24 protein-coding genes and 1 tRNA gene are annotated in these 24400 nt (G+C 67.7%); 7 read left to right on the forward strand and 18 right to left on the reverse strand.

All coding sequences use genetic code 11. From position 1 onward, the window contains the following. Window positions 1–3: 3 nt before the first annotated feature. The 5 genes from ELY12_RS06285 (at window position 4) to ELY12_RS06305 (ending at window position 2499) form a co-directional block, all read left to right on the forward strand. Window positions 4–477, forward strand: coding sequence for a cytochrome c (locus tag ELY12_RS06285; RefSeq protein ID WP_164549426.1), 474 nt, complete (start codon window positions 4–6; stop codon window positions 475–477). 14 nt (window positions 478–491) lie between these two features. After that, entirely contained in the window at window positions 492–815 is a 324-nt protein-coding gene (locus ELY12_RS06290; protein ID WP_126175854.1) for a DUF1476 domain-containing protein, read from the forward strand. 7 nt (window positions 816–822) lie between these two features. Further along, on the forward strand, window positions 823–1056 hold the full coding sequence (locus ELY12_RS06295) for a BolA/IbaG family iron-sulfur metabolism protein (RefSeq protein ID WP_126175855.1): 234 nt from the start codon (window positions 823–825) through the stop codon (window positions 1054–1056). Window positions 1057–1090: 34 nt separating this feature from the next. Next, entirely contained in the window at window positions 1091–1414 is a 324-nt protein-coding gene (gene grxD / locus ELY12_RS06300; protein WP_126175856.1) for a Grx4 family monothiol glutaredoxin, read from the forward strand. 308 nt (window positions 1415–1722) lie between these two features. Then, window positions 1723–2499, forward strand: a complete 777-nt coding sequence (locus tag ELY12_RS06305; protein ID WP_126175857.1) for an NUDIX domain-containing protein — start codon at window positions 1723–1725, stop codon at window positions 2497–2499. Window position 2500: 1 nt separating this feature from the next. Here the strand turns inward: ELY12_RS06305 and ELY12_RS06310 are convergent. Beyond that, window positions 2501–2577: transfer RNA gene (locus ELY12_RS06310), tRNA-Arg, on the reverse strand. Between the two features lie 61 nt (window positions 2578–2638). Here ELY12_RS06310 and ELY12_RS06315 point away from each other — a divergent pair. Continuing rightward, window positions 2639–3391, forward strand: coding sequence for a queuosine precursor transporter (locus ELY12_RS06315; RefSeq protein ID WP_126175858.1), 753 nt, complete (start codon window positions 2639–2641; stop codon window positions 3389–3391). A gap of 52 nt (window positions 3392–3443) precedes the next feature. Here the strand turns inward: ELY12_RS06315 and ELY12_RS06320 are convergent, their stop codons facing one another. The 10 genes from ELY12_RS06320 to ELY12_RS06365 all read right to left on the reverse strand — a co-directional run bounded on the left by ELY12_RS06320 (window position 3444) and on the right by ELY12_RS06365 (window position 16943). Further along, on the reverse strand, window positions 3444–6467 hold the full coding sequence (locus ELY12_RS06320; protein WP_206435782.1) for a TonB-dependent receptor: 3024 nt from the start codon (window positions 6465–6467) through the stop codon (window positions 3444–3446). A gap of 230 nt (window positions 6468–6697) precedes the next feature. Further along, window positions 6698–7687 carry a P-type DNA transfer ATPase VirB11 gene (gene virB11 / locus ELY12_RS06325; RefSeq protein ID WP_126175859.1) on the reverse strand — a complete coding sequence of 330 codons (990 nt, stop codon included), beginning with the start codon at window positions 7685–7687 and terminating at the stop codon, window positions 6698–6700. A gap of 1 nt (window position 7688) precedes the next feature. Continuing rightward, the gene (locus tag ELY12_RS06330; RefSeq protein WP_241229749.1) at window positions 7689–8798 is read right to left on the reverse strand and encodes a TrbI/VirB10 family protein; all 1110 of its coding nucleotides are present in this window, start codon (window positions 8796–8798) and stop codon (window positions 7689–7691) included. Next, window positions 8798–9574, reverse strand: coding sequence for a TrbG/VirB9 family P-type conjugative transfer protein (locus ELY12_RS06335; protein WP_126175860.1), 777 nt, complete (start codon window positions 9572–9574; stop codon window positions 8798–8800). The genes ELY12_RS06330 and ELY12_RS06335 overlap by 1 nt, the downstream gene beginning before the upstream one ends. Then, on the reverse strand, window positions 9571–10749 hold the full coding sequence (locus ELY12_RS06340; protein ID WP_126175861.1) for a TrbL/VirB6 family protein: 1179 nt from the start codon (window positions 10747–10749) through the stop codon (window positions 9571–9573). The genes ELY12_RS06335 and ELY12_RS06340 overlap by 4 nt, the downstream gene beginning before the upstream one ends. Next, window positions 10746–13178 carry a VirB4 family type IV secretion/conjugal transfer ATPase gene (locus ELY12_RS06345; RefSeq protein WP_126175862.1) on the reverse strand — a complete coding sequence of 811 codons (2433 nt, stop codon included), beginning with the start codon at window positions 13176–13178 and terminating at the stop codon, window positions 10746–10748. The genes ELY12_RS06340 and ELY12_RS06345 overlap by 4 nt, the downstream gene beginning before the upstream one ends. Then, a complete protein-coding gene (locus ELY12_RS06350) occupies window positions 13175–13456 on the reverse strand; it encodes a VirB3 family type IV secretion system protein (RefSeq protein WP_126175863.1) in 282 nt (93 codons plus the stop codon). Before ELY12_RS06350 ends, ELY12_RS06345 begins: the two co-directional genes overlap by 4 nt. 1 nt (window position 13457) lies before the next feature. Beyond that, window positions 13458–13772 (reverse strand): TrbC/VirB2 family type IV secretion system protein, encoded by a 315-nt coding sequence (locus ELY12_RS06355; protein ID WP_126175864.1) that lies wholly within the window; start codon window positions 13770–13772, stop codon window positions 13458–13460. 3 nt (window positions 13773–13775) lie between these two features. After that, window positions 13776–14396: a lytic transglycosylase domain-containing protein gene (locus ELY12_RS06360; protein ID WP_241229750.1), complete on the reverse strand. Its 621-nt coding sequence runs from the start codon at window positions 14394–14396 to the stop codon at window positions 13776–13778. 54 nt (window positions 14397–14450) lie between these two features. Continuing rightward, window positions 14451–16943, reverse strand: coding sequence for a DUF2339 domain-containing protein (locus ELY12_RS06365; protein ID WP_164549427.1), 2493 nt, complete (start codon window positions 16941–16943; stop codon window positions 14451–14453). 124 nt (window positions 16944–17067) lie between these two features. Between ELY12_RS06365 and ELY12_RS06370 the strand changes: the two genes are divergently transcribed. Beyond that, complete coding sequence (locus ELY12_RS06370; RefSeq protein WP_241229751.1) at window positions 17068–17793, forward strand: Crp/Fnr family transcriptional regulator; 726 nt, start codon at window positions 17068–17070, stop codon at window positions 17791–17793. A gap of 4 nt (window positions 17794–17797) precedes the next feature. Here the strand turns inward: ELY12_RS06370 and eda are convergent, their stop codons facing one another. The 7 genes from eda to ELY12_RS06405 all read right to left on the reverse strand — a co-directional run bounded on the left by eda (window position 17798) and on the right by ELY12_RS06405 (window position 24391). Beyond that, the gene (gene eda, locus ELY12_RS06375; protein WP_206435783.1) at window positions 17798–18409 is read right to left on the reverse strand and encodes a bifunctional 4-hydroxy-2-oxoglutarate aldolase/2-dehydro-3-deoxy-phosphogluconate aldolase; all 612 of its coding nucleotides are present in this window, start codon (window positions 18407–18409) and stop codon (window positions 17798–17800) included. Then, window positions 18409–20223 (reverse strand): phosphogluconate dehydratase, encoded by a 1815-nt coding sequence (gene edd, locus ELY12_RS06380; RefSeq protein WP_126175868.1) that lies wholly within the window; start codon window positions 20221–20223, stop codon window positions 18409–18411. Before edd ends, eda begins: the two co-directional genes overlap by 1 nt. Further along, complete coding sequence (gene zwf / locus ELY12_RS06385; protein ID WP_126175869.1) at window positions 20216–21664, reverse strand: glucose-6-phosphate dehydrogenase; 1449 nt, start codon at window positions 21662–21664, stop codon at window positions 20216–20218. The genes edd and zwf overlap by 8 nt, the downstream gene beginning before the upstream one ends. Window positions 21665–21757: 93 nt before the next feature. Beyond that, entirely contained in the window at window positions 21758–22642 is an 885-nt protein-coding gene (locus ELY12_RS06390) for an ROK family protein (protein ID WP_126175870.1), read from the reverse strand. Then, window positions 22639–23055, reverse strand: coding sequence for a secondary thiamine-phosphate synthase enzyme YjbQ (locus tag ELY12_RS06395; RefSeq protein WP_241229752.1), 417 nt, complete (start codon window positions 23053–23055; stop codon window positions 22639–22641). Before ELY12_RS06395 ends, ELY12_RS06390 begins: the two co-directional genes overlap by 4 nt. Beyond that, window positions 23052–23942 (reverse strand): HpcH/HpaI aldolase/citrate lyase family protein, encoded by an 891-nt coding sequence (locus ELY12_RS06400; RefSeq protein WP_126175871.1) that lies wholly within the window; start codon window positions 23940–23942, stop codon window positions 23052–23054. The genes ELY12_RS06395 and ELY12_RS06400 overlap by 4 nt, the downstream gene beginning before the upstream one ends. Beyond that, window positions 23939–24391 (reverse strand): MaoC family dehydratase, encoded by a 453-nt coding sequence (locus tag ELY12_RS06405; RefSeq protein WP_126175872.1) that lies wholly within the window; start codon window positions 24389–24391, stop codon window positions 23939–23941. Before ELY12_RS06405 ends, ELY12_RS06400 begins: the two co-directional genes overlap by 4 nt. Window positions 24392–24400: the final 9 nt, after the last annotated feature.

Raw genomic sequence — 24400 nt, forward strand, 5'->3', positions numbered from 1 at the left:
CGCATGCGCATGTCCGCCGCTGTTCTGGCGCTCTCTTGCGCTGCCGCGCTGGGCGCGTGTGCCGTCAATTTCGAGGATCACGCACCGCCCGCGCCCGCGATCGACGCGCAGGGGCTCGTGGACGCGCGCCAAGGCGGCATGGCGATGTCGGTCGGCGCGCTCGGCGCAGTGTCGGCCGGGTATGACAAGAAAGCCGCGCCGCGGTCCTATCGCCTGCCTGCCGAAGGACTGGCCAAGTTCGCCCGCTCGCTTTCCGCGCTGTTCGACGGCCGCACTGCCGGCGTTCCGGGCACCGAAGCCAGCCCAGCAATCTGGAGCGACGCTACCGGTTTCGCAGCGCGCACCGCGCAATACCGTGATGCGACCGGGGCGCTGCTCGCTGCTATCGACGCCGGCGATGACGCGGGGATCGCGGCCGCCCTTGCCAGCACCAAGGCTGCGTGCAAAGCGTGCCATGACACTTACCGCACTCAATAACAGGCAGAGTTTCAATGACCCAGTTTGACGATCGCGAGCGCGGCGAAGAGCGCAAGTTCGCGATGGACGAGGAAACCGCGTTCCGCGTGGCCGCACGGCGCAACAAGCTGCTCGGCCAGTGGGCCGCGCAAAAGATGGGCCTGACCCCCGAAGAAACCGACGCCTATGCCAAGGCGGTGGTCCAGGCCGACTTCGAGGAAGCGGGCGACGAGGACGTGATCCGCAAGGTGCTCGGCGACCTGACCGGTGCCGGGTGCGAGGTCGACGAAGCCGAAGTGCGCGCCGCGCTGGAAGAAAAGTCGGTCGAGGCGCGCCGCCAGCTGATGAGCGAAAGCTAAGCCCGCGATGGCGATGGCCGCGGCCGATATCGAGGCGCTGATCCGCGCCGCGCTGCCCGATGCAACGGTCGAGATCCGCGACCTTGCAGGCGACGGCGATCACTATGCAGCGCACGTCGTCTCATCGGCGTTCGTCGGCAAGACCCGCGTGGCGCAGCACAAGCTGGTGTACGAGGCGCTCGGCGGGCGGATGGGCGGAGAGCTCCACGCCTTGCAACTGACCACCGCCGCACCCAACTGACAGGGCGCACAGTTCAATTCGAAGGGTTCGGCCAATGTCCGACGTCAACCAGCGTATCAGCGACATCGTTCAGGGCAACGACGTCGTCCTGTTCATGAAGGGCACCCCGCTGTTCCCGCAGTGCGGCTTCTCCAGCCGCGCGATCGCGATCCTCGATCACTGCAACGCGCAGTACGAAACGGTCGACGTGCTGCAGGACATGGAGATCCGCCAGGGCATCAAGTCGTTCAGCGACTGGCCGACCATCCCGCAGCTCTATGTCGGCGGCGAGTTCGTCGGCGGCAGCGACATCATGATGGAGATGTACGAAGCCGGCGAGCTGCAGCAGATGTTGAACGAGCGCGCACAGGCGAGCTGAACGCTCCGGCCCGATGCACACAGAATTCCCGTCCGGCTGGGTAGGCCGGACGGGTTTTCTTTAGGGGGGTTAGGGTTCTTGAGGTCGGGGAGGCGGAACCGGGAGACTGGGGGCTCCGCCTCGTTTTCGAAGACCGTTGGGTATAGGTTATCTAGCACGAGCCGTGCCAAGTCGAACCAGCCACGCAATTCCGCCCGACACGATGGTTAACGGGCTTAACGAACTCGCGGCGGTGTAAGCGTTTCCGACACATTCCACGGCGATAATCGGTCTTGGCAAGCAACCCTTCGCCAGCCACAGTCCGGCCGATGGATGCCCCCGACCAGCCCCCCTCGATCCCCGCCGCGACGGTGGTCGTGTTCCGCCACGCTGCCGCTGGGGGGCCGCCGGAAATCCTCATGATCACCCGCAATCGCGCGATGACCTTTGCCGGCGGCATGGCGGTGTTTCCGGGCGGCCGGGTGGACCCGGCAGATTACGAGCTTGCGCAAACCATCGCCGGCGATCTCGACCCCGACGAAGCCGCCCACCGCATCGCCGCGATGCGCGAGACGCTGGAGGAAACCGGCCTCGCGATCGGCCTGACGGCCACGCCCAGCGCCGACGAGGCAATCGCCGCGCGCAAGCTCCTGCTCGAACAGGGCGCACTCGCCCCGGTCCTCGACGCGATGGGGTGGACGCTCGATCTCGCAGCACTGATCCCGTTCGCCCGCTGGCACCCCAAGAACGAGCGTATCCCGCGAATCTTCGACACCCGCTTCTATCTCGCCGACCTCGGTACCGGCGCGGTCGAGCTCGAGATCGATGCGACCGAGAACACGCATCTGTTCTGGACCAGCGCCGCTGACGCGCTCGCCGCGGCGGAGCGCGAGGAAATCGCCCTCATCTTCCCCACCCGCCGCAATCTCGAGCGCCTCGCCGAGTTCGCCACGTTCGCAGAGGCGCGAGCGCAGGCCGAGGTGATCCCGGTCCAGACTATCACGCCGCGGATCGAGGAACGCGACGGCGAGAGGTGGCTGATGATCCCGAAAGACGCGGGATATCCGGTGCACGGCGAGCCGTTGACATCGGTCGCGCGTGGTTGATTGGCGCGCCCGGCAGGACTCGAACCTGCAACAACCCGCTTAGAAGGCGGGGACTCTATCCAGTTGAGCTACGGGCGCGCGCTGGTTCACGCGCATAGCGCGCTTTTCGCGTCCCTCAAATCGCGATAACTCGCGACCCATGAACGACGCCGTCACCCGCATCGAAGGCGAGGCCGCCGCGCCGCGCCACTTCAAGTACTACGACCTCATCATGGCCGCGTTCGTCGCGATCCTGTTGCTGTCGAACATCATCGGCGCATCCAAGCCGAGCTATGTCACCCTGCCCGGCGGCACCCAATGGTCGTTCGGCGCGGGCGTCCTGTTCTTCCCGGTCAGCTACATCATCGGCGACGTCCTGACCGAGGTCTATGGCTATGCCCGCGCGCGCCGGGTGATCTGGACCGGGTTCGCCGCGCTTGCCTTCATGGCCTTCATGGCCGCGGTGGTGGTCGCGCTGCCGCCGGCTGAGGGCTGGCCGGGCCAATCCTCGTACGAGTTCGTGTTCGGCAATTCGTGGCGGATCGTCGCCGCCTCGATGGTCGCCTTCTGGGCCGGCGAGTTCGCCAACAGCTTCGTCCTCGCGCGGATGAAAGTCGCGACCGGCGGCAAGCACCTGTGGACCCGCACGATCGGCTCGACCGTTGTCGGCCAGGGGCTCGACAGCCTGATCTTCTACCCGCTCGCGTTCTACGGCCTCGCCGGCTGGCCGCCCGAGCAGCTGTTTCAGGTCGTTTTGTCGCAATGGGCGATCAAGACGGCGTGGGAAGCGATCCTGACGCCGGTCACCTATCTGGTGGTCGGCACGCTCAAGCGGCGCGAGGGGGCAGAGGTTTTCGATACCGACACCAACTTCTCGCCGTTCGGCAAATCCATCGACGCGGACCGCGCATAGGAAAAGGGCCGGCCCTCGCGGACCGGCCCTTCCTCCCCCGTGAAGGCGTAGCTTAGAAGTTCACCCCGGCCGCGATGCCGTAGCGGCGCGGCTCGAGCGTGAAGATGTTGGTGAACAGGCCCGATGACTGGTCGGTCAGGTAGAGACCGGTCGTCGCGTTGCTGTCGAAGATGTTCTGCACGAAGGCGCGGACGAACCACTTGTCGTCCACCCCATTGAGCTGCACCTGGGCATTGGCCTGGATGTAGCTCTGCACCTTGTTGATCCGGCCGTTGAAGATGTTGCCGTAGCTTTCGCCGGTGTAGGTCACGTCCGCCCGCGGAACGAGGGTCATCCCGCTGTTCATGCGAATGGTGTGCTGGATGCCCATCGAGGCCTTGAAGTTGGGCGCCTGCGGCAGTTCGTTGCCCTTGATGCTGATCGGCACACCGCCGCCGTAGACGGTGATCGAACCGCCCAGTGCGGGATTGGCGGCCGCAGCCACGAGCGCATCGCAGCTGCTGAACGCGCCGGTCGCGGCACCGAGGTTGGAATCGGTCGGGAACGGCGTCGGCCCTCGCAGACCGTTGGCAGCGGTGAGGCCCTTCGATGCATTGATGCCGTTGTTGACGTTGGTCACGAAGGCATTGGCCGCTGCCTGCGACGTGCCCACGACGGCGCAGTTGAAGGCTTGCCCGATGTCCTTGATGATCACCGAATTGGGCAAGCCGCCCGACGGATCGCGCTGGTTGATGAACAACCTGTCGTCCGTCACCTTGGTATGCAGATAACTGAAGCCCAAGTTGACCAGGGTATCGGGACCCGGCCGAATGACTGCCTCCGCCTCGACGCCGTAGATATCGGCATTGATATTGTCGTTGAGCGAGGTGCGCGCGACAATGCGGCTGAGCTGCAGGCCCTTATACTTGTAGTAGAAGCCCGTCAGGTTGAGCTGCATAGCGCCGTTGGCGAAGGTGTTCTTCGAGCCCACTTCGAACGCGTCGACAATTTCCGGTGCGAACGATTCGGTGACTCCGGGAATGATGACCTGAAGCGCCGGATTGATTCCGCCCGACTTGTAGCCCCGCGAGTACGAAGCATAGACAAGGTTATCCGGGGTTATCTGGAAATCGAGCACTGCACGGCCCGTGAACTCGTCGAAACTGACGTCGCGCACGCGGAACTGCTGCGGCCCCGGCAGACCGGTTGCGCCCGTGTCCGCATCATATGTGCCGGCGAACGGCGAATCGAAGATGTTGGTCGTGGTGCTGTACGGGACAAGGAAGTTCGCGAGCGTCGAGTTCGACACGTCATGCTTCTTGTCGTTGTTATAGCGGATGCCGGCGGTAAACTTGAGCCGGTCGTTGATGTCCCAGTAGGCTTCACCGAAGATACCGTAGGACTTGAGCCGGAAACGCTCGAGGTGGTTCCGGAAGTACGGCGACCCCAGAAACGACGGCGGCAGGTCGGGGCTCGCGTTCGTGGTCGTAGCGAAGGTGCTGAAGCTGCCGAAGAGCGACGCGAAATAGTCGATCGCGAAGGCGTTGACGTAATAGTCGCCGTTCTTGATCGTGTTCTGAGCGTAAATGCCCCCGACCAGGAAGTTGATCGGCCCGTCGAAATCGGTGCTGAGGATGGCTTCCGCCGACCATGCCTCGTTCTGTCCGTTCGAACGGTCGAAGGCGAGCGGGCCGTTCGCGCAGACGCCGTCGCCGCCGAACACACCAAGGCCATTGGCGTTGGTGTTCGACGTGCACAGCGGGCCGTTGGGGCCCTGTGGAATGAGCGCGGCCGCGATCGGGGCGAAGTAAGCCGCTGAACCGGGCACAAAGGCCGGGAACGGCGCGGGCAGACCGGTGGGAACGCCGTTGGCGGCGACGAATGCCAGCGAGTTGAGGCCCGGCTGGATCGAGGCGCGGCTGGCGACATCGAGGTTATAGTCCTGCCGCGATTCGATCCGCACCTTCTGATAGATGCCGGTCAGGCTCAGGTTGATGTTGCCGAACGACTGATCGAGGTGCGCCTGCGCCTGGATTTCATCCGTGAAGTATTCCGGCGTAAAATCGGTGTTGACCGTGCGGACGTCATCCGGCTCGATCGTGTTGAAGTTGGCGTCCTGACCATAGAGGCTGCCAACTCCGAGGCCGAGCGCGGGCGGAATACCGTTAAGCCCGAACACTTCGCGCGAGCCGAGCACGCTGGGGAAGGTCGCGTTGCCGTTGACCTTGCCGAAATCGCGCCGATTGTTGAGACACCCGAGGACGCCGGTCGGATCGCGTTGGCACTGCTGCTTCTGGATGCGGAGGCGATCGTCCTTTTCTCGGAAGTAGTAACCCATCAGATCGACTGTAGTGTTCGGGCCCGGCTCCCACCGGAGCGAGCCGCGAATGGCGTACATGTCGCGCCCATCGATCCGCGAGTTGTCGAACAGGTTCTTCGTATAGCCGCCCCGATTCAGGTAGAAGCCCGCCAGGCGCACGCCGAAAGTGTCGCCGACCGGCAGGTTGACCATCCCCTTGACCTTGACCGAGTTGTAGTTGGCGTACTCGCCCTCGGCCTTGGCGTGGAAGCCCGACAGGTCGGGCTTGGCGGTAATGAAGTTGACGACGCCAGAGGTCGCGTTGCGGCCGAACAGCGTGCCCTGCGGGCCGCGCAGCACCTCGACCCGCTCGAGATCGAAATACTCGGTCTCGAACAGGCGCGTGCCAAACAGCGGTGAGCCGTTGACGTGGATGCCGGTCGCGCTGTCGCAGCTGTTGCCGACGCACAGGTCGCCGACGCCGCGAATGGTGAAGCTCGATCCGGTGAAGTTGCCTTTCGAGAACGTGACGTTGGGCAGGGTAAGTTGCAGGTCGCTTGCATTGTCGATCTGCTGTGCTTCCAGTGCCTCTGCAGTAAACGCGCTTACCGCGATCGGCACGTTCTGCAGTGCCTCCGCACGGCGCTGCGCGGTGACCACGATGACGTTGCCCGTTTCAACCGGACCGGCGTTTTCGGTCTGGTCCGGCGCGCTATCGGGTGACGTATCTTGCGCGTATGCGGGAACTGCCATCACCGACGCACAAATGCCGGCAAGCAGGGTAGCCTTAACCCTCATCAGTCCTCTCCTCGATCGGGCCGTCTATGCGCGGCCTCTATCGAGGGGGAAGCTAATGCAATTTCCGGTATGCTGGCAATAGATTGCTTTGCGCCCTGTGAATTGGGGCCAGCGTGAAACTTTCTTGCGAAGCGGTCCGGCGGAGGGCGCGCGCAATTTACCCTACGGAAATCGCGGACTTCCGGAATTCGTGGCCGCTTTGCAACAGCGGCTCACAATCGTCGGCGGACTTATAAAAGCGTGGAACTTTCGGCGATCGCGGTGATTCCGCGCCGTCCATCGCCGTCGCGGCCGAGCTGGACGACCACGTCGATCACGCTCGCGGCATAGGCGATCGTGTCGCTGCGCGAGAGGCCGATGCCGGTTTGCATGACCATCAGCGCCAGTTGGTCGAGCGCGCCGCGCAGGGAGTTGGCATGGATCGTCGAGAAGCTGCCCGGATGGCCGGTGTTGATCGCGCGCAGGAAGCTCACGCTTTCCGCGCCGCGCAACTCGCCGAGCACGATGCGGTCGGGACGCAGACGGAGGGCGGCCTGGAGCAGTTCGTTGGCGGTGACCTTGGCTTCGCCGAGCTCACCCTTGACCGCGACCAGGCCGACGCCGTTGTCACCGGGCAGGCGAAGCTCTGGCGTATCCTCGACCAGGATTACCCGCTCGTGGCCGGGGATCTCGCCGAGCATAGCGTTGAGGAAGGTGGTCTTGCCGGTGCTCGTGCCGCCCGAGATGAGGATCGTCTTCTGCTGCGCGATCGCGGCGCGGAGGTAGGCGATCGGCTCGGCCTGCGGATCGGGCATCGGCGCGCTCGCAGCGTCGGCCAAAGGACCCGCGTCGTAGGCATCAAGCGGCAGGTCGAGCCGGCGGTGGCGGCGGATCGCCATCGCCCAGTGTTTGCGCGCCGCTGGCGGGCCGCAGAACTGCACGCGCGCACCGTCGGGCAGCGTCGCACCGAGCAGCGGATGCTCGCGGTTGATCCCCTGATGGCTGACCCGCGCCACCTGCTCGGCGAGGCGCTGGACCAATTGGTCATCAATCTCGGGCGCGGCGATCCGCCGCATCCCGGCTTCGGCGGCATCCTCGATCCACACCTCGCCCGGTCGGTTGACGATGATCTCGGTCACCGTGTCGCGCGCGAGCCACTGCGCGAACGGCGCTAGGTAGGCGTCGAGATAGACGCTGCGCTCGCCGCTCGCGCCGGGCAGAGGATGCACCTCCGCCGTCATGTCACTTCGCCGCGCCGACTTGGCTGAAGTCGAGGTCGCGCGCGGTAAAGACGCGGATCGGCTCGCCCTGCCGCACCCGCACGGTCGGCGCAATCTGGCCGTCCTGCTGCAGCGCGGTGCTCGCCGCGCTCGTCCCCCCGCCGAGCACCACCGAAGCACCCCCGGTCGCAAGGCCGCCGATCACCGACAGCAGCATCGCGGAGCCGAAGCGCTTGAAGAAATGGTTGTTCACCGATCCCGCCAGCCCGGTGGTCCCGTCAAACCCGATCGCGGGCGAGGCGAGATTAACCGAGGCCCCATCGGGCCGGATCAGCCGCGTCCAGATGACATAGGCGCGCTTCTGCCCGCCCTGCAGGCCCGACTGGTACTGCCCGATCAGCCGGCTCGAGCGCGGCACCAGCACGCGGGTGCCGTCGAAGCTGCGCACGTCCTGGCTCACCACCGCGCGGACATAGCCCGGCACGTCGGTGTTGATCGCGGTCTCCAGCACCGCCGGAATCAGCGTCCCTTGCGTGACGGTGGTCTGCGGATTGACCATCGCCTTGGCCTGCGCCATCCCGCCGCCGACACCGCCGACCCGGCTGGCGAAATCGCCGGCGTTGGCCGCCACCGCCTCGCCCGGAGCCGGAGCGGCGTCGCCCACCGGCTGTGCGAGATTGCCCGCGTCGAACACCACCGTCGGGTTGGCGTACGGATTGGCGGCGGGCATCGGCTGGCCGTTCGGCATCATCGACAGCACCGGCTGCGGCGCGGGATCGAGCCGTGCCACACCAACCGGCTGCGGCTGACCCGGCTGCGGCACCACCGTCACCGCCTGCGGGGGAATGACCACCGGCTGCTGCTGCACCGCCTGCTGCCCGCCGACGCCCTCCTTGGGCGCGGTGCGCGCGGCGTTCATCGACCACAACGTCACCGCGCCGAGCAGGCCGACGATCGCGACCCCCGCCGCCAGCCCGAGCCCGTCCGACTTGCCCTTGCGCTGGGTAACCGCGGGGAACGCGTTGCGGCTCGCGAGATCGATGATCTCCGCCGTCTCGCCCTCGCGCGGATCGAGGTCGTTGGCGATGGTCTCACCCGGCTTCTTCGCCGGCAGTCGCATGGCGAGGCGCATTATCGGTTCTCCCCGGATGGAACATCGCTGCGCGCGAGCGCGGGCTGGAGCGAGCGGGCCGCGCCGACCGGGCCGCTGTTGACCAGCGTCGCGCTATCCTTCCCCGAACGCAGCACGATTTCGCGCGGCACGCCGTCGACCACGATCACGTCCCCGCGCACGGTGAAATTGACCGGGCCTTCGGTGCCCGCCGTATCCTTGATCAGGATCGCCGGCACCGGGCTCCCGGCCGACCAGGCGAGGAAAGTTGCGGTGCCATCGTCATAGGTGCGCGCGGGCAGCAGCTTGCGATCGCCCTTCCCCGCCCACGCGAAGTTGAGCGCGGCAGGGTCAGTGACCGCTTGCGGGTCGGTTACCGCGGCCAGTTCATCGGCGGTCGGCGCCTCGACTGTAGCGACCTGCGGCTTGGGCTGCTCGGGATACGTGAACTTGAGCACGTAGAGCGGCTTGGCCGAGGCGCTGGCGACGAGATCGAACAAATAGGTGTGCCGGTCGGTCACCACTGTCATGTTGGTCGCCGCGGTTGCCGCCAGCGGCTTTACGAACAGCAGGTTGGCGCGCTTGTTGGGGGTGACCTGCCACGCCTGCGAATCGCCGATCGCGACGTTCTCGATATGCTCGTCCTCGCCGAACTGGATCGTTGCCTGGACCTTGGTCTTGCCCTCGATGCGGACGACCTTGCCGGCGTCGTAGAACTTTTCGACGATGCGCGCGTCGTTGGCCAGTGACATGCTGGACGCGCCGAGCACAGCGAGCGCGAACCCCAAGCGGATCATTTCATTTTCTCCGATAGGCGCGGGGCAGGCGCGCGAAAGCGGCTGCCAATGCCGCGCGCGCGCGATGCGCCGCTGGTCATGAGCGGTTCGACCTGAGCACCGGCTGAAGCGATGTCGCGCGAGATCACGCGCGTTTCGCGCCGACCGCCCTCGCCGAGCGCGCCGGCGTCGTTGGCCGCCGGTGCGACCGCGAACGAAGACACCGGGATGCGCCGGTCGGTCGCTGTGGTGCTGGACGCGGCAGGAGTAGTCGCCGGCACGATCGCCGACGGCGCAGGCGCCAGAGCAGTCACCCTACCGCCGCGCTCGTCCTTGTCAGGCACCAGTCCGAACACCCGCCAGCCGGACACCATCGTGCCCGATACCTTCAGCACCATCACCATCAGCGCGACGTGCACCGCGCCGATCATCAGGAACGCCATCGCCGCTTGGGCATCGATCTGCCCCGGCGTCTGCACCAGCGCGGCGAGCACCGGCACCGCCAGCTCCAGCATCACGCTCCCGCCCAGCACCGCGAACAGCGGCACCAGCGCGAGCATGACGAGGCCCTTGAGCCAGCCGGTGAACAGCCCGCGCGTGCCGCCGAACAGCGCCATGACCACGAACACCGGCCCGACCGCGATCAGCACCGCCACCGCGATGCGCGCGGTTACCAGTACGCCGACCGTGCCGAGCAGCAGCAGCATCGCGCCGAGCCACATCATGCCTTCGGGCGAGAAGGCCGAGATGTCCTTGCCCTGCGCCTGTCCAGGACTGGCCTGCTGCAGGGCCTGGAACACCACGTCGATCTTCTGCGCGAAGACATCGGTCGCGGAGCCCTGGCTGCCGGTGATCACGGTAGCGATCTGGTCGGGCGCGCCGATCGCGAGGTTCCACACCACCGAGCTGTAGGCGATCCAGCTCGTGACGAAGGTCAGCACCAGCCCGATGGTCATCATCCGCGGAGTGAGCGAACGAACGCCCAGGCTGGCGCGGCCGAGCAGCAGGTTAATGGCAAAGAAGGCGACGTAGAGCGTCAGCAGGATGGTGAGGACGGTCAGCAGCGCCCCGCCGGGTGCAAACAGCCGGCCGAATGCTGCGGCGGTGGTCTCGCCCGCGACGCAGTCGACCGCGCGCAGCGCCGCCGCCACCCCGTTGCCGACGCCTTGCGCCGCGGCTTCGCACTGCGCGCTCATTCGGCGGCCAACTTGAACGCTTCGACGCCCGTTCCGGCGTCCTCGATTGCGGTGCCGCCGGGCCAGGCGTGGCCGGTAAGCGCGGGGAACCAGTCGGCGGGGTTGTCGCCCACCGCCTCGCGCAGCAGGTCGAGCCGGCGCACCGTGCTCTCCCGGCCCGACAGCACAGCGAGCACTTCGGGTGCGCCCGACAGGTCGAGCCGGACCACCACGCTGGCGTCCGGCTGGCGGATCAGGAACGCGCGGCTGTGCGCGGGCAGGCTGCGGATCAGCGCCAGCTCGTGCCGGGTCAGGCCGAAGCCGTCGCAGTAGTCCTCGGCCCGCGCGCGAGCGTTGGGCATGAAGATCATCGTCGCGGTCTGCTCGACCAGCGCGGTGGCGATGCGGCTTTCCAGTGCGTCGCGCGCCGACTGGGTCGCGAAGCCGACCAGCGCGTTGCGTTTGCGCAGGGTCTTCAGCCAGTCGCGGATGCGCGCGGCGAACACCGCGTCGTCAAGCGCCTTCCAACCCTCGTCGATCAGGATCATGGTCGGCTTGCCGTCGAGCCGCTCCTCGATCCGGTGGAACAGGTACATCATCGTCGGCGTGCGCAGCCGCGGATTCTCGAGCAGCGCGGTCATGTCGAACCCGAGCACGCGCGCGCCGAGATCGAGCCGGTCGCGCTCGTTGTCGAACAGCCAGGCGTGTTCGCCGGTTCCGATCCAGGCGGAGAGCCGGTCGGCGAGATCGCCCGGCGCGGGCCGCTTGGCGCCCGACAGCAGTTCCTTGAAGTGTCGCAGCCGGCGCAGCCCCGCGTCGTTGGCATAGGCCGCATCAACCGCGCCGGCGATGGTCGTCAGCTCCTCCGGCCCCTCTGCGCCGAGCAGCACGCCCAACCAGTCGCGCAGGAACGCGCGATTGGCGGCGCTGTCGGGCAGTGCAAGCGGATTGAAGCCGGTCGGTTCCCCGCTGGCAATGCGGTCGTACCGCCCGCCGATCCCGCGCACGAACAGCTCCGCCCCGCGGTCTTTGTCGAACAGGATAGTGCGGGGGCTGAATTTCTGGGCCTGCGCAGCGAGGAAATTCATCACCACCGTCTTGCCGCTGCCCGACGGGCCGATGACGGTGAAATTGCCGAGGTCGCCCGAATGGAAGTTGAAGAAGAACGGCGTCTGACTGGTGGTCTGCAGCAGCGTCACCGCCTCGCCCCAGTGATTGCCCTCGGCTTGGCCGAGCGCCATCCCGTGCAAGGACCCGAAGCTCGCCATGTTCGCGCTGGAGATCATCGCGCGGCGGGCGATGTAGGCCTCGTTGCCGGGAAACTGGCCCCAGAACGCAGGCTCGAGGTTGGTGTCCTCGCGCACCACGATCGCGCCGGTATCGGCGAGCGCGGCGGCACAGGCTGCGGTCGCCTCGTCGAGCGCGGGCAGGTTCTTCTCGCGCACCAGCACGGTCAGGTGATGGTCGCCGAAGCTCACCGCCCCGTTGCCCAGCGCATCGCGTGCGGCGAGCATGTCGGCCCGCTCGGCGAGTGCCTCTTCGTCGGCCGACTTCAGCCGCCGGATCGCGAGATCCATCCGCTCGCGCGCGGTGGTGCGCTCGGACGGGGCGTAGCTTTCGCTGACGACCATCTCGAACGGCTGGCGCAGCAGCGCGTCGAGCAGGCCGGGACTGGTCGCCTCGGGATAATCCTTGAGGCTGAGGACCGCGGCGAACTCCGGCTCGCCCGACCCGCGCAGCTCCATCGCGTCGAGCCCGAAGCTCGCCCGGCGGTAGGGCAGCATCTGGCCGATGTCGGTCTCGCTGGCCGGACGCCGGACCGGGCGCATTTCGCCGTTGTAGAGCGCGCTGAGCAGCTCGAGGATCTCGTTGTTGGTCGCCCCGCTCGGCCCCTGGTAGTCGTCGAGCAGCGCCGCGCCATACGCCTGCAACGACGCGACAAGGCCGGTGGCAGCGGCTTTGAGCGCGCGCACATCCTTGGGATCGGCTTCGACCTCGCGCTGACCCTTACGGCTCCACATCTTGCTCGCCTTCTCGGCCAGCCCCGCCTTGCCGCGCGCGGGGCGGCGGATGAGGGTGACGAACTGGTCGTTGACGAACAGCGATCCGCTGCCGAGCCGCTCCTTCCACCTGGCGTCGATGTGTGCGGTCAGCGGATCGGGGAAGCGCGCCTCCAGTTCGATCTCGACCCGGCGGCGGACGACATGGTGATAGAGCACGAAGCGCGCGTCGAGCGTGGAACGCAGCATCACCTCGCGGGTCGCCGCGTGGTGGTTGAGTGCTTCGCTATCCTCGGTCTCGAACAGCAGGCCGGGCACCTGCAGCGCGGTCATCACGCTGCCGTCGCGCAGCAGCACGGTGCTGCCGTCCAGCAGCCGCGCATAGGGGAGGCGGTCGCCGGCGCGGGCTTCCTTGGCGCTCCAGGCGGCGGCTCCGACCCACTTCTTCATGCCGCGTAACTGTTGCAGCCCCAGCGCTTCCAATTGCGGACGCGCGGGCAGGTGGAGACCTTCGTGATCCAGAGGTCGAAGATTCGCGGTTCACGGAGGCAGGCGAAGTACCCGATAGCGTGGACCACAAACGGTACCGGCAGCATCCAGAGGTTCTTGGTGATGATGAAGGCGATGGTCGTCACCATGCCGTTGATGACGAAGTAATTGAATGTCACGCCCGCGAACATCTGCGGCCTGGTCAGCGCCCGGTGCACGCGGTGACGGACAAGCTCCACCTCAGGCCCCCCCCGCCACGCCCTGGATGCCGGCGACGATCGAGGCCGCGCCGAACAGGATGAATACGCCGATGATCACGGTCGCGCCGAAGCGCCAGTTGAGGCGTCCGGTCAGCATCATGAAGCCCACCGCCGCGACCGCCATCACCGCCACCGCGGTCGCGACGTTGCCCAGCAGCGTGCCTTGCAGCCAAGAAAGCGCCGCCACGATCGGACCGGAGCCGGCCGGATCGGCGTTCTGCGCGTGTGCAGCGCTCGGAATAACGCCGAACAGCAGTGTTCCGGCCAGTGTTCGGGGCGAAATGAAGCGCTTCATTGACTAGTTCTTGTCCCTCGAATGATCCGACAGCCGCCCCATGATCGAGGCGACATACCCTTGCGTTTCGCGAATCCGCGGGATGCCCCCCGCGGCAATCACCCGCCCCGGCCCCGCGTTGTAAGCGGCCAGCGCCTTCTCGATATCGCCGTCGAACCGGTCGAGCTGCTCACGCAGATAGCGCGCCCCACCCTCGAGATTCGCGAGCGGATCGTCGGGGTTCACCCCCAGATAGCGGGCCGTCCCCGGCATCAGTTGCGCAAGGCCCCTGGCACCGACCGGCGAACGGGCGGCGGCGTTCCAGCGGCTCTCCTGCCACACCAGCGCTTCGATCAGCGTGGGGCTGAGATCGAACCGCCGCGACAGCTCGTCGACCTTGGCCGCATAGACCCCCGGCACCACCCCCGCCTGCCGCGCGGCATCAGCGATCGCTTGCGGCGGGACCGCAAAGTCGGCTGACAGCTCGACCACATCGGACCCGATCTCAGCCGGCGCCTCGACCGCGAGCGCGCCCGAAATCCAGCGCGGTCCGTTGGGGCCGATCTCCATCACGTCGGCATGCGCGGGCGCCGCGGCGCCCAACAGCGCAACCGTGACAAGACCGCCCAGCCTGGCGAGAATCATCGCACACCCTCCGAAGACCGGCTTGTCTACACTAAGTGCCGACGAAGCGACAGTTTACTGCACCGGCGCGCGCAATTGCCGGGCATAGAACCAGCCGATCCCGATCAGGCTGAAGCCGAGCGCCATGAACGAGGCGATCCGCGCGAGCCCCTCAAGCCCCGCGGCATCGATCAGGAACACCTTCAGCACCGCGATTACCATCACCACCAGGCTGCCGATCCGCCAGCTCCGCTCGTGCGTGCGCGCGCCCCACAACAGGAAGCCGACCGCGAGCACGATTCCGATCAGCGAGCGAAGCAGGTCCTCGGTCGGGCCGACCGGCGTCGAGCTAAGCAGCGAGCCGGCGAACAACTGGCGCAGTTCGGTGAGGGCAAACACAGCGATGACCGTCATGATCGCGCCGTCGAGCACCCAGCGGATTGCCGGCGTCCCAACCGGCAGCCAGCGGCGAAGCAGGAGCAATGCTGCCAGTCCCACCGCGAAGCTCGGCAGCACGGCGTTGGCGACCGGCAGCGCTCCGACCGCCTGCGCGCTCCACAGCGGGTTGTGCAAGACAAGCGAGAACCACGCGAAGTGGGCAAACGCTGTCACCGCGAGTCCAATCGCCACCCCGCGATAATTGCGCGTCGCCGCCAGCCACGCGGCGCCGAGCAGGATGGCCTCCCACACCGCACGCTCGATCACACCGGTCACGACGAAATCACTGCCTGCGAGAGCGGCGAACAGGTGCCGGAACAAGACGTGCGCGGCTACGGCCGCCGCCACGATCACAGCAGCTCCAGTGATGCGGCGAGCGACTGCGGGAGCCGCAAAGAGCGTCCACGCACCACCGCCGACAACCGCCGGCAACAAGGGTAGCCCGGTCATCCGCACCGAGGGCAGGTCCTCGACCTTCATCGGCACGCCGGCCAAGGCCTGCGAACCCGCCAGGAGCCAATCGTAAAGCGGCTCGACCGCCCACAGCGCGGCAAGAATGGCGAACGTCGCCGAGGCAGCGGCAAACTGCCTCCAGCGCCATGCCAGCACCGCAGCGGCGAGCGCGGCGATCCACGCGAGCGCATCCTGCGGCGCAATTTGCGCTACCGCGCTGTACGCCAGCAGTGCTCCGATGGCTTCGGCCGCGATCCGTACGCCGGCTGTAGGGGAAAGTGGTGAGAGGCGCGCGAGTGCGAGCGCGGCAGCGGGGAGGCAGCCAAGCGCGAACAGTGCGAGCGCCATGCCCGGCTGCGGACTGTCCGGGAGAGCCGAACCGAATTGCCACAGCGCCGCCAGAGCAAGGCCCAGCGCGACTCCGCCGACTTGCGCGAAGTCGAGGTCTCGGCCCGTTCCGCCCCAGATCTGTGCCAGCGGCACCCCTGCAAAAATCGCCGCGAGCGCGACGCTCACACCGGTGAACATGCCGACCGCAGGCGATGGCCAGACCAGGAGCAGCGCAATCCCGACCGCTGCCGCCGTCGCGCTCGCCTCCCGCATCGCGGCGTCGCGCCAGCCGAACCAGGCGAGCGCGGTGCCCAGCAGCACGTACATGCCCCACGCCAGCGGAGCGAACCCGCCCTGCTGCACAAGCACCGCAAGCTGGAGCGCAGCGAGACCACTCGCGACGACGCGGACCCACCAATGCGTCCGGCCCTCGCCGCCCGAGATGGCAGGAATCACCGCGCCCAGCAGCACGAGGTATGCACCCAGCACCGCGACGTCGGGCGTTCTGGTGATCTCGCTTGCGGTGAGCAACCCACCCCACCCGAGTCCGCCAGCGAGGGCGGCCATGCCGAGCCAACCGCGGTTCTGTCGCCGGCCAGTGAGCGACAGGCCCGTCGTCACCAGCGCGAGGTAGAGCGTCAGCAGCGGCAGGTTCGCCTGCTCACTGCCGACCAGCGCCGGTGCGGCGAATCCGCCGACCAGCCCGAGGACCGCGCTCGGCAGGCCGAAGCGGTACGACAGCGCGATCGCCGCCGCGGTCACCAACGCCAGCCCGATGAACGCGAAGGTCGACCCGATCAGGCCGTACGCGGTTCCGGCGAGGTAGAACGCCGCGTAGAGCGTCGCCAGCCCCGCCCCGGCCAGTGCTTGCGCCACGCGCGGATCGGCCACCCGCTCGCGCCAGCGATAAGCGACCTCCGCCCCGCCGATCAACGCGATCCCGAACAGCCCGGCGAGCACCACGCGCACCGGCGGGGTGAGCAGCCCGGCGTCGATCGACCAGCGGACGAGGAAGAACCCCGCGACCGCCAGTGTCACGCCGCCCGCCCAGATCGGCAGCAGGCGGCCGAACAGGTCCTCGAAATCGAAACGCGGGCGCCACGGTTCGGGCTCCTCCTCAGCCGTGGGTGCGTCCGCTACCGGCTCGGCGGAGGGAGCCGGGATTAGCGCTCCGGGGCTAACGGTCTCGACCGGCGCCTGCCGCTCGGCGGGGATCGTTGACGACGCGGGCGAAGCCGGCATTGGCGCTCTGTCGCGCAGTCGGACAACCTCGCGCTCCAGCGTGTCGACGCGCCGCCACAACCAGGCGAGCGCGCCGGCCAGAACCAGGAAGACCAACAGGACCATTGCGCCCATCGTTCACTGTCGCTGACTTTTATTCAAGCGGGCCCGGAACCGAACCCTGTCCCATGCACTAAAGTTAGGCATGGTGGAGGATGCAGAACAATACCCGCTGACGGGGCGCTTCCTCATGGGCCGCTCCCGTCACGCGATGGGCGAGCGCGAGAAAGAGCTACTCGAAAATTCGGTCGAGGAGGTCGCGGAGTTCGACCGGCCGCACCGCGTCCTGTCGCGCGGGCAGGTGGCCGAGCGCAGCACGATGCTGATCGAGGGCTACATCCTGCGCACGATCAGCGAGCGCGAACGCCGCTACGTGGTCGGCATTCATGTGCCGGGCGATTTCGTCGATCTCCACGCCTATGCGCTCAAGCGGCTCGATCACGACGTGGTGACGATCGGCCCGACCAAGGTCGGCTTCGTGACGCACGAGCGGATCGGTTACATCCACGAAAACCACCCGCACCTGTCGCGGCTGTTCTGGTTTTCGACGCTGCTCGATGCCGCGATCCACCGGCAGTGGACGCTCAAGCTGGAGCAGCTGAAGGCGAGCCGGCGGGTGGCGCATCGCCTCGCGGAAATCTGGAAGCGGCTGGAGATGGTGGGGCTTGGTAGGCCGAACGGGTTTCGCTCTCCGCTCACACAGACCGATCTGGCGGACATGTGCGGGACCACGCCGATCCACATGAACCGGGCGCTATCGGAACTAAGGCGCGAGGACATCGCCGAGTTCCGCCGCGGGCTGGTGATCGTGCGCGACCGGGCGAAGCTCGAGGAGCACGGCGATTTCGATCCGGCCTATCTCTATGGCGGCGAGGGACCGCTCAGCGTTCGGCATGAGCTCGACGACGACCGCTAGTTTGTCAGCCGGCGAGCTTGGCTGCCTCTCGCGCCAGGCGCTCGACTTCATCGCGCACCGGAACACCTTTGGGCGCGACCCAGCTTCCTCCCACGCACAGGACCGGATCGAACGCGAGCCACGCGGCAGCGTTGTCCGGCCCGATCCCACCGGTAGGGCAGAAGCGCACCATCCCGAACGGCGCCGCGAGTGACTTGAGCGCAGGCAGCCCGCCGGCCGCCATCGCGGGGAAGAACTTGAAGTGCGTCAATCCGAGATCGAGCCCGCGCATGATGTCGCCCGCGTTGGCGATGCCGGGGAGGAATGGCACGCCGGAGGCAATCGCCGCGCGGCCAAGCGGCTCGGTCAGACCCGGGGAGACGATGAAGCGACTGCCCGCGTCGAGCGCTTGATTGAGTTGGTTGGCGTTGGTGACCGTGCCCGCGCCGACGATCGCGCCGGGCACCTCGGCCATCGCGCGGATCGCGTCGAGTGCGACCGGCGTGCGCAGAGTGACTTCGAGCACCGGCAGCCCGCCAGCCACCAGCGCCTCGGCCAGCGGCACTGCGTGCGCCAGATCCTCCACCACGATGACCGGGATGACCGGCGCGGTGCGCATGATCGCTTCGATATCCATCACAGTCCTCCCGCGGCAAGCATCGCGCTGGCGCCATGCTCGGCGGAGTCGGCGCCGGTCCGGAACATCGCGAACAGCTCGCGGCCGACGCCATGCAGGTCTTCGGTCATCGTCGCGGGCTCGCGGCTTGTCAGGTCGGCGGTGGTGGTCAGCTCGCCCCGCTCGGCGCACAAGCGCACGACATCGCCGTCGCGCAGGTACGCGAGCGGGCCGCCGCTGACCGCCTCGGGCGTGCAGTGGATCGCCGCGGGCACCTTGCCGCTCGCGCCGCTCATGCGCCCGTCGGTGACCAGCGCCACGCGGTAGCCGCGGTCCTGCAGCACCCCGAGGGGCGGGGTCAGCTTGTGGAGCTCGGGCATGCCGTTCGCTTGCGGGCCCTGGAAGCGGACGACGACGACTACGTCGCGGTCGAGCTCCCCGGCGGCGAAGGCCTCGGCCACCGCGCGCTGGTCGTCGAACACCCGGCAGGGCGCCTCGATCGTCCAGCGCTCGGGATCGACCGCGCTGGTCTTGAAGCAGGCACGGCCGAGATTACCCTCGACCAGCCGCATTCCGCCTTCGGGCGCGAAGGGCGCCGCGGCGCCGCGCAGGATCGTCTCGTCGCCGCTCGGCCCGGGATCGCGCCAGGCGAGTTCCTCTCCGTCGAGCCACGGTTCGAGCGCGTAGGCGCTTAAGTTCTCGCCGTGGACGGTCATGATGTCGCGGTGGATCAGCCCCGCGTCGAGCAGTTCGCGCACGACGAAGCCGAGCCCGCCGGCAGCCTGGAAGTGGTTCACGTCGTCCGCGCCGTTGGGATAGACCCGCGCCAGCAGCGGCACCGCGCTGCTCAGCTCGGCCATGTCGTTCCAGTCGATCTGCACCCCGGCCGCGCGGGCGAAGGCGGGGATGTGCAGCGCGTGATTGGTCGAGCCGCCGGTCGCGAGCAGGCCGACGGTGGCGTTGACGACCGCTTTCTCGTCGACGCATTTCGCCAGCGGGCGGTAGTCGTTGCCGTCCCGCGTGATCGCCGCCAGCCGGTGGACCGAGGCGCGGGTCAGCGCCTGCCGCAGCGGGGTGCCCGGATTGATGAACGCCGCGCCGGGAAGCGACAGGCCCATCAGGTCGAGCATCATCTGGTTGGAATTGGCGGTGCCGTAGAAGGTGCACACCCCGGCCGAGTGATAGCTCGCCGCCTCGCTTTTGAGCAGTTCGGCACGGGTCGCTTTCCCTTCCGCGTAGAACTGGCGGACCCGCTGCTTCTCCTTGTTCGAGATGCCGGTCGGCATTGCGCCGGCCGAGAAGAACATCGTCGGCAGGTATCCGAACCGCAGGCCACCGATCAGTAAGCCCGGTACAATCTTATCGCACATGCCGAGCATCGCCACCGCATCGTACATGCAGTGGCTGAGGCTTACCGCAGTTGACAGCGCGATGACGTCGCGGCTGAACAGGCTCAGCTCCATACCATCGGTGCCCTGAGTCACGCCGTCGCACATCGCTGGGGTTGCACCTGCCACTTGGGCTGTCGCGCCCACCTCGCGCGCCCAGACCTTCATCTGCGGCGGGTAAGCGCCGAACGGCTGGTGGGCGGAGATGGTGTCGTTGTAGGCGGTGACGATGCCGATGTTCGGCCCTGCGCGGGTGGCGATCGAGGGCTTGTCCTCGGCGCTCGCCGCGAACCCATGCGCGAGGTTGGAGCACGCGAGCGCGGTGTTGCGGTCGGCATGCCGGTCGCCCTCGCGCTCCATCAGGTCGAGGTAGCGGCGGCGGCTGTCGGCCGAGCGCTCGACGATTCGCTGGGTGACCCGGTGCACTGTGTCGTGGAGGCTACTCATGCCACGTCACCCCATCGCGCTCGGCCAGCGCGATCGCCGCGCTGGGGCCCCAGTTGCCCGCGCCGTAACTCTTGGGCTCGAGGCCGGTGTCGGCCCACAGCGCGCGGATGGCGTCGACCCACTCCCACTGCGCCTCGACCTCGTCCCGGCGAACGAACAGCGTCTGGTCGCCTTCGATGAGGTCGAGCAACAGCCGTTCGTAGGCGATGCGATGCACCACCCCGCCCAGCGCGTCGGGCATCGAGATGTCGAGCGGCACCGGCCGCAACCGGATGCCCTCGCGGTCGAGGCCCGGCACCTTGGCCATCAGCGACAGGTGCACATTCTCTTCGGGCTGGATGCCGATCACGAGCTGGTTGGGCCGCGTTTTCGCGCCTCGCCCCTCGAAGATCGAGAACGGCACGCAGCGGAACTGGATGACGATCTCGGTCACCCGCTCGGGCAGGCGCTTGCCGGTTCGCAGGTAGAACGGCACGCCCTTCCAGCGCCAGTTGTCGACATGCGCCTTGATCGCGACGAAGGTCTCGGTCGCGCTGTCCTTGCCCAGTTCGTCGTCGTAGCCGGGCACTGCCTGGCCGGAGATCGCGCCGGCGCGGTACTGGCCGGTGACGGTCTCACCCTCGGCGACCTTGCGCAGGGAGCGCAGCACCTTGACCTTCTCGTCGCGCACCGCGGTGGCGTCGAAGCTGGTCGGCGGCTCCATCGCCACCAGCGCGAGGAGCTGGAGCATGTGGTTCTGCACCATGTCGCGCAGCGCGCCGCTGTCGTCGTAGTAGGCGACGCGGCTCTCCAGCCCGACCGTCTCGGCGACGGTGATCTGCACGTGATCGATGTAATTGGCGTTCCAGATCGGCTCGAACATCACGTTGGCAAAGCGCAGCGCGAGGAGGTTCTGGACCGTCTCCTTGCCGAGGTAGTGATCGATCCGGAAGATGCGGTCCTCGCTGAAGGCGGAGGCCACCGCGTCGTTGATCTCGCGGCTGCTTTCGAGGCTGGTGCCGAGCGGCTTTTCGAGGCCGATGCGGACGTTCGCGCCCGCCAGACCGGCGGATTGCAAGCCGGCGATGGTCGGCTCGAACAGGCTCGGCGCGGTCGACAGGAAGATCGCGAGCCCCTGCTGCGGCTTGCCGACCTTCTTGGCGAGCACATCGAAACCGTCGGTCTTGGAGGCGTCGAGCGCCTGGTAGCTCAGGCGATTGAGAAAGTCCGCTAGGCCCCCGCGCCGACCCGCAGGAAGGTGCTTCTCCAGCGCGGCGCGGGCGAAGTTGCGGAATTCCGCGTCGCTCATCTCCGAGCGCGCGGTGCCGACGATCTTGAGACCCGGCGCCAGCAGCCCGTCGTGCGCCAACGCGCACAGCGAGGGCAGGAGCATGCGCTGCGCCAGGTCGCCAGTCGCGCCGAACAACAGCAGGCGGTCGGCGGTGAAGCGGGTGTCGGTCATGGCCCTCCGGGGAATGCGCCGCCTGGCGCGGAGATCGTCTGAGCCCCTAGCAACCCAACGCCCGAGGGCAAAGGAAGGGCATGTTTATTTGCCTCAAGTGGGCAGCGCCCGCCTCCCGAGCTCGATCGCCCCGCGAATGCCGGCATCGTCGCCGAGGCCCGGCGCCACGAGATAGCGCTCCAGCCCCGGGTCGAGCGCGGGGTGATCGACGAACCCGGCCAGCCGTACCTCGGTCAGGCGGCGGAGCGCGGGGATCAGGCCCGTCGCTTTGCTGACCCCGCCGCCGAAGATCAGCCGCTCGGGCATGTGCAGCAGCACCACCGCCGCGGCATAATCGGCAAGGTAGTGGGCGATCGTCTCCAGCTCCGCCTCGCCGAGCCGGTCGAGGCTGGCGCCCCACCGCGCCATGATCGCGGGCCCGCTGGCGAGCCCCTCGACGCAATCGCCGTGATAGCTGCAGACGCCCGGAAACGCGTCGCCCTCGACGCGGGGCGGGCGCAAGTGCCCGCATTCGAGGTGGGCGATGCCCATCACCGGAACCCCGTCGCGCAGCACCCCGCCGCCGATGCCGGTGCCGACGGTGGTGTAAGCGAGGCTCGCCACTCCCTGCCCCGCGCCCGCGATCCATTCGCCGAGCGCCGCGGCGTTGACGTCGGTATCGACCGCCAGCGGTACGCCGAATTCGGCCAGCGCCTGCGGGTAGGACGCGCCGCTCCAGTGCGCCTTTGTCGTGGTGGTGATCGCGCCCCAATTATCCGCTCGCTGGTCGAGCTGGATCGGGCCGAAGCTGCCGATCCCGAACGCGCCGATCGGCCCGTGCTCGGCCTGGGCGGCGCGAAAGAAATCCGCCATCGCGCGCATGGTAACATCGGGCGTCTCGGTCGGAATGCGGGCGTGCGCGCGGATGCCGCCTGCCTCGTCAGCCAGCGCAAGGACGAACTTGGTCCCGCCCGCTTCGACTGCGCCGATCAGGCTCATTCGCCGACCGCCGTGAGCACGATCTCGCGAGAGTGCGGGCGGGCACGGTGCTCGGCGAGAAACACGCCTTGCCAAGTGCCGAGCAGCATCCGGTTCGACGAGAACGGGATCGTCAGCGCGCTGCCGGTGAGCATCGCCTTGATGTGCGCGGGCATGTCGTCGGGTCCCTCGTCATCGTGCTCGTATTGGCCACTCTCGGGCGCGAGGCGGTCGAGCCAGCGCAGGAGGTCGCGCTGAACCGCCACACTCGCGTTCTCGCTGATCAGCAGGCCAGCGCTGGTGTGGCGGCAGAACACCGTCAACACGCCCTTGAGCAGGCGCGACTGCGCGAGCCACATGCCGACCTCGCGGGTGATATCGGTCAGACCCTTGCCCGCGGTCTCGAACCGCAGCAGGCCCTGCGCGACAGTCACGCCTCGCCGGCGGCCGCCAGCGTGCGGCGCGCGGACTTCAGGTGCGGGATGTCGAACATCTTGCCGTCGATCCCGACGGTGCCGGCGTTAGGTTCCGCTTCGAAGGCAGCGACCACGCGGCGGGCGAAAGCAACTTCCTCCACACTGGGGGTGAAGCCGTCGTTGATCGGCCCGACTTGCGCCGGATGGATCGCGAGGCGGCCCGAGAACCCCTCGGCGCGCGCCTGCCGGCTGCTGGCGAGCAGCCCCGGCTCGTCCTTGAAATCGGCATGCAGCGTCTCGATCGCGGGCACGCCCGCCGCGTGCGCGGCCATCAGCGTGAGCGACCGGACCAGGCGATAGGTGAACAGCCATTCGCCGTCCGCACCGCGGTTGCCAGTCGCCCCGAGGGCGGCAGCGAGATCCTCCGCGCCCCAAGTGATCCCGCGCAGGCGGGTCAGCCCGGCGTCAGCGTATTCACCTAGCCGGAACGGCGCGATCGCGGTCTCGGTCGCTACGGGGATGATGCCGATCGACCCCGGCTTCAACTCATGCGCCAGCTCCATGTGGTCGAGCAGGCTCGAGACCCTGGCGACATCCTCCGGCCCGTCAGGCTTGGGCTGCACGATCCCGTCGGGCTGCGCCGGCACGATCGCCGCGAGGTCGCTCTCGGCCAGCCCGCTGTCGAGCGGGTTTATCCGCACCCACAGCTCGGGCGCACCCGAGGCACCGCGGTCGAACGCGCGTAAGAAATCGGCCACCTTGTCGCGCGCCGCCAGCTTGTTGGCGGGCGCCACCGCGTCCTCCAGATCGAGGATCACCGCATCGGCGCCGCAGCCGGCGACCTTGCCGAGCTTCTTGTCGCTGTCCCCCGGAATGAACAGCAGCGAGCGCAACGCGCGGCTCATGCCGGTTTCTTCCGCTGGAGGCCGCTGCGCTTGCAGGTAGCGACCAGCTTGCCGTCCTGGTTGTACGCCCGGTGTGCGAAGGTCACGATGCCGGCCTCGGGCCGCGATTTGCTCTCCCGCAGCTCCAAAACCTCGGTCTCGATCCGCAGAGTATCGCCGATGAACACCGGCGCGGGAAACCGCACCTCGTCCCACCCGAGGTTAGCGACGGCGGTGCCGAGCGTGGTGTCGCCGACCGATACGCCGACCATCAGCGATAGCGTGAAGCACGAATTGACCAGGATGCGGCCGTAGTCGCTGTCCTTCATGTATTCGGCATCGAGGTGCAGCGCGGCCGGATTGTGGCTCAGCGTCGTGAACAGCAGGTTGTCGGTCTCCGTCACCGTCCGGCGGATCGGGTGATCGAAGGTCTGCCCCACCGCCAATTCGTCGAACCACAGGCCCGGCATGCGCGTCTC

Origin of the sequence: Tsuneonella rigui, from assembly GCF_003958625.1 — a bacterium.
GTDB lineage: Bacteria > Pseudomonadota > Alphaproteobacteria > Sphingomonadales > Sphingomonadaceae > Tsuneonella > Tsuneonella rigui.

Coding starts and splice junctions, on each gene's coding strand:
- ELY12_RS06285 (WP_164549426.1), top strand. CDS start 4: ATGCGCATGTCCGCCGCTGTTCTGGCGCTCTCTTGCGCTGCCGCGCTG.
- ELY12_RS06290 (WP_126175854.1), top strand. CDS start 492: ATGACCCAGTTTGACGATCGCGAGCGCGGCGAAGAGCGCAAGTTCGCG.
- ELY12_RS06295 (WP_126175855.1), top strand. CDS start 823: ATGGCGATGGCCGCGGCCGATATCGAGGCGCTGATCCGCGCCGCGCTG.
- grxD (WP_126175856.1), top strand. CDS start 1,091: ATGTCCGACGTCAACCAGCGTATCAGCGACATCGTTCAGGGCAACGAC.
- ELY12_RS06305 (WP_126175857.1), top strand. CDS start 1,723: ATGGATGCCCCCGACCAGCCCCCCTCGATCCCCGCCGCGACGGTGGTC.
- ELY12_RS06315 (WP_126175858.1), top strand. CDS start 2,639: ATGAACGACGCCGTCACCCGCATCGAAGGCGAGGCCGCCGCGCCGCGC.
- ELY12_RS06320 (WP_206435782.1), bottom strand. CDS start 6,467: ATGAGGGTTAAGGCTACCCTGCTTGCCGGCATTTGTGCGTCGGTGATG.
- virB11 (WP_126175859.1), bottom strand. CDS start 7,687: ATGACGGCGGAGGTGCATCCTCTGCCCGGCGCGAGCGGCGAGCGCAGC.
- ELY12_RS06330 (WP_241229749.1), bottom strand. CDS start 8,798: ATGCGCCTCGCCATGCGACTGCCGGCGAAGAAGCCGGGTGAGACCATC.
- ELY12_RS06335 (WP_126175860.1), bottom strand. CDS start 9,574: ATGATCCGCTTGGGGTTCGCGCTCGCTGTGCTCGGCGCGTCCAGCATG.
- ELY12_RS06340 (WP_126175861.1), bottom strand. CDS start 10,749: ATGAGCGCGCAGTGCGAAGCCGCGGCGCAAGGCGTCGGCAACGGGGTG.
- ELY12_RS06345 (WP_126175862.1), bottom strand. CDS start 13,178: ATGAAGAAGTGGGTCGGAGCCGCCGCCTGGAGCGCCAAGGAAGCCCGC.
- ELY12_RS06355 (WP_126175864.1), bottom strand. CDS start 13,772: ATGAAGCGCTTCATTTCGCCCCGAACACTGGCCGGAACACTGCTGTTC.
- ELY12_RS06360 (WP_241229750.1), bottom strand. CDS start 14,396: ATGATTCTCGCCAGGCTGGGCGGTCTTGTCACGGTTGCGCTGTTGGGC.
- ELY12_RS06365 (WP_164549427.1), bottom strand. CDS start 16,943: ATGGTCCTGTTGGTCTTCCTGGTTCTGGCCGGCGCGCTCGCCTGGTTG.
- ELY12_RS06370 (WP_241229751.1), top strand. CDS start 17,068: ATGGGCCGCTCCCGTCACGCGATGGGCGAGCGCGAGAAAGAGCTACTC.
- eda (WP_206435783.1), bottom strand. CDS start 18,409: ATGGATATCGAAGCGATCATGCGCACCGCGCCGGTCATCCCGGTCATC.
- edd (WP_126175868.1), bottom strand. CDS start 20,223: ATGAGTAGCCTCCACGACACAGTGCACCGGGTCACCCAGCGAATCGTC.
- zwf (WP_126175869.1), bottom strand. CDS start 21,664: ATGACCGACACCCGCTTCACCGCCGACCGCCTGCTGTTGTTCGGCGCG.
- ELY12_RS06390 (WP_126175870.1), bottom strand. CDS start 22,642: ATGAGCCTGATCGGCGCAGTCGAAGCGGGCGGGACCAAGTTCGTCCTT.
- ELY12_RS06400 (WP_126175871.1), bottom strand. CDS start 23,942: ATGAGCCGCGCGTTGCGCTCGCTGCTGTTCATTCCGGGGGACAGCGAC.
- ELY12_RS06405 (WP_126175872.1), bottom strand. CDS start 24,391: ATGCCGGGCCTGTGGTTCGACGAATTGGCGGTGGGGCAGACCTTCGAT.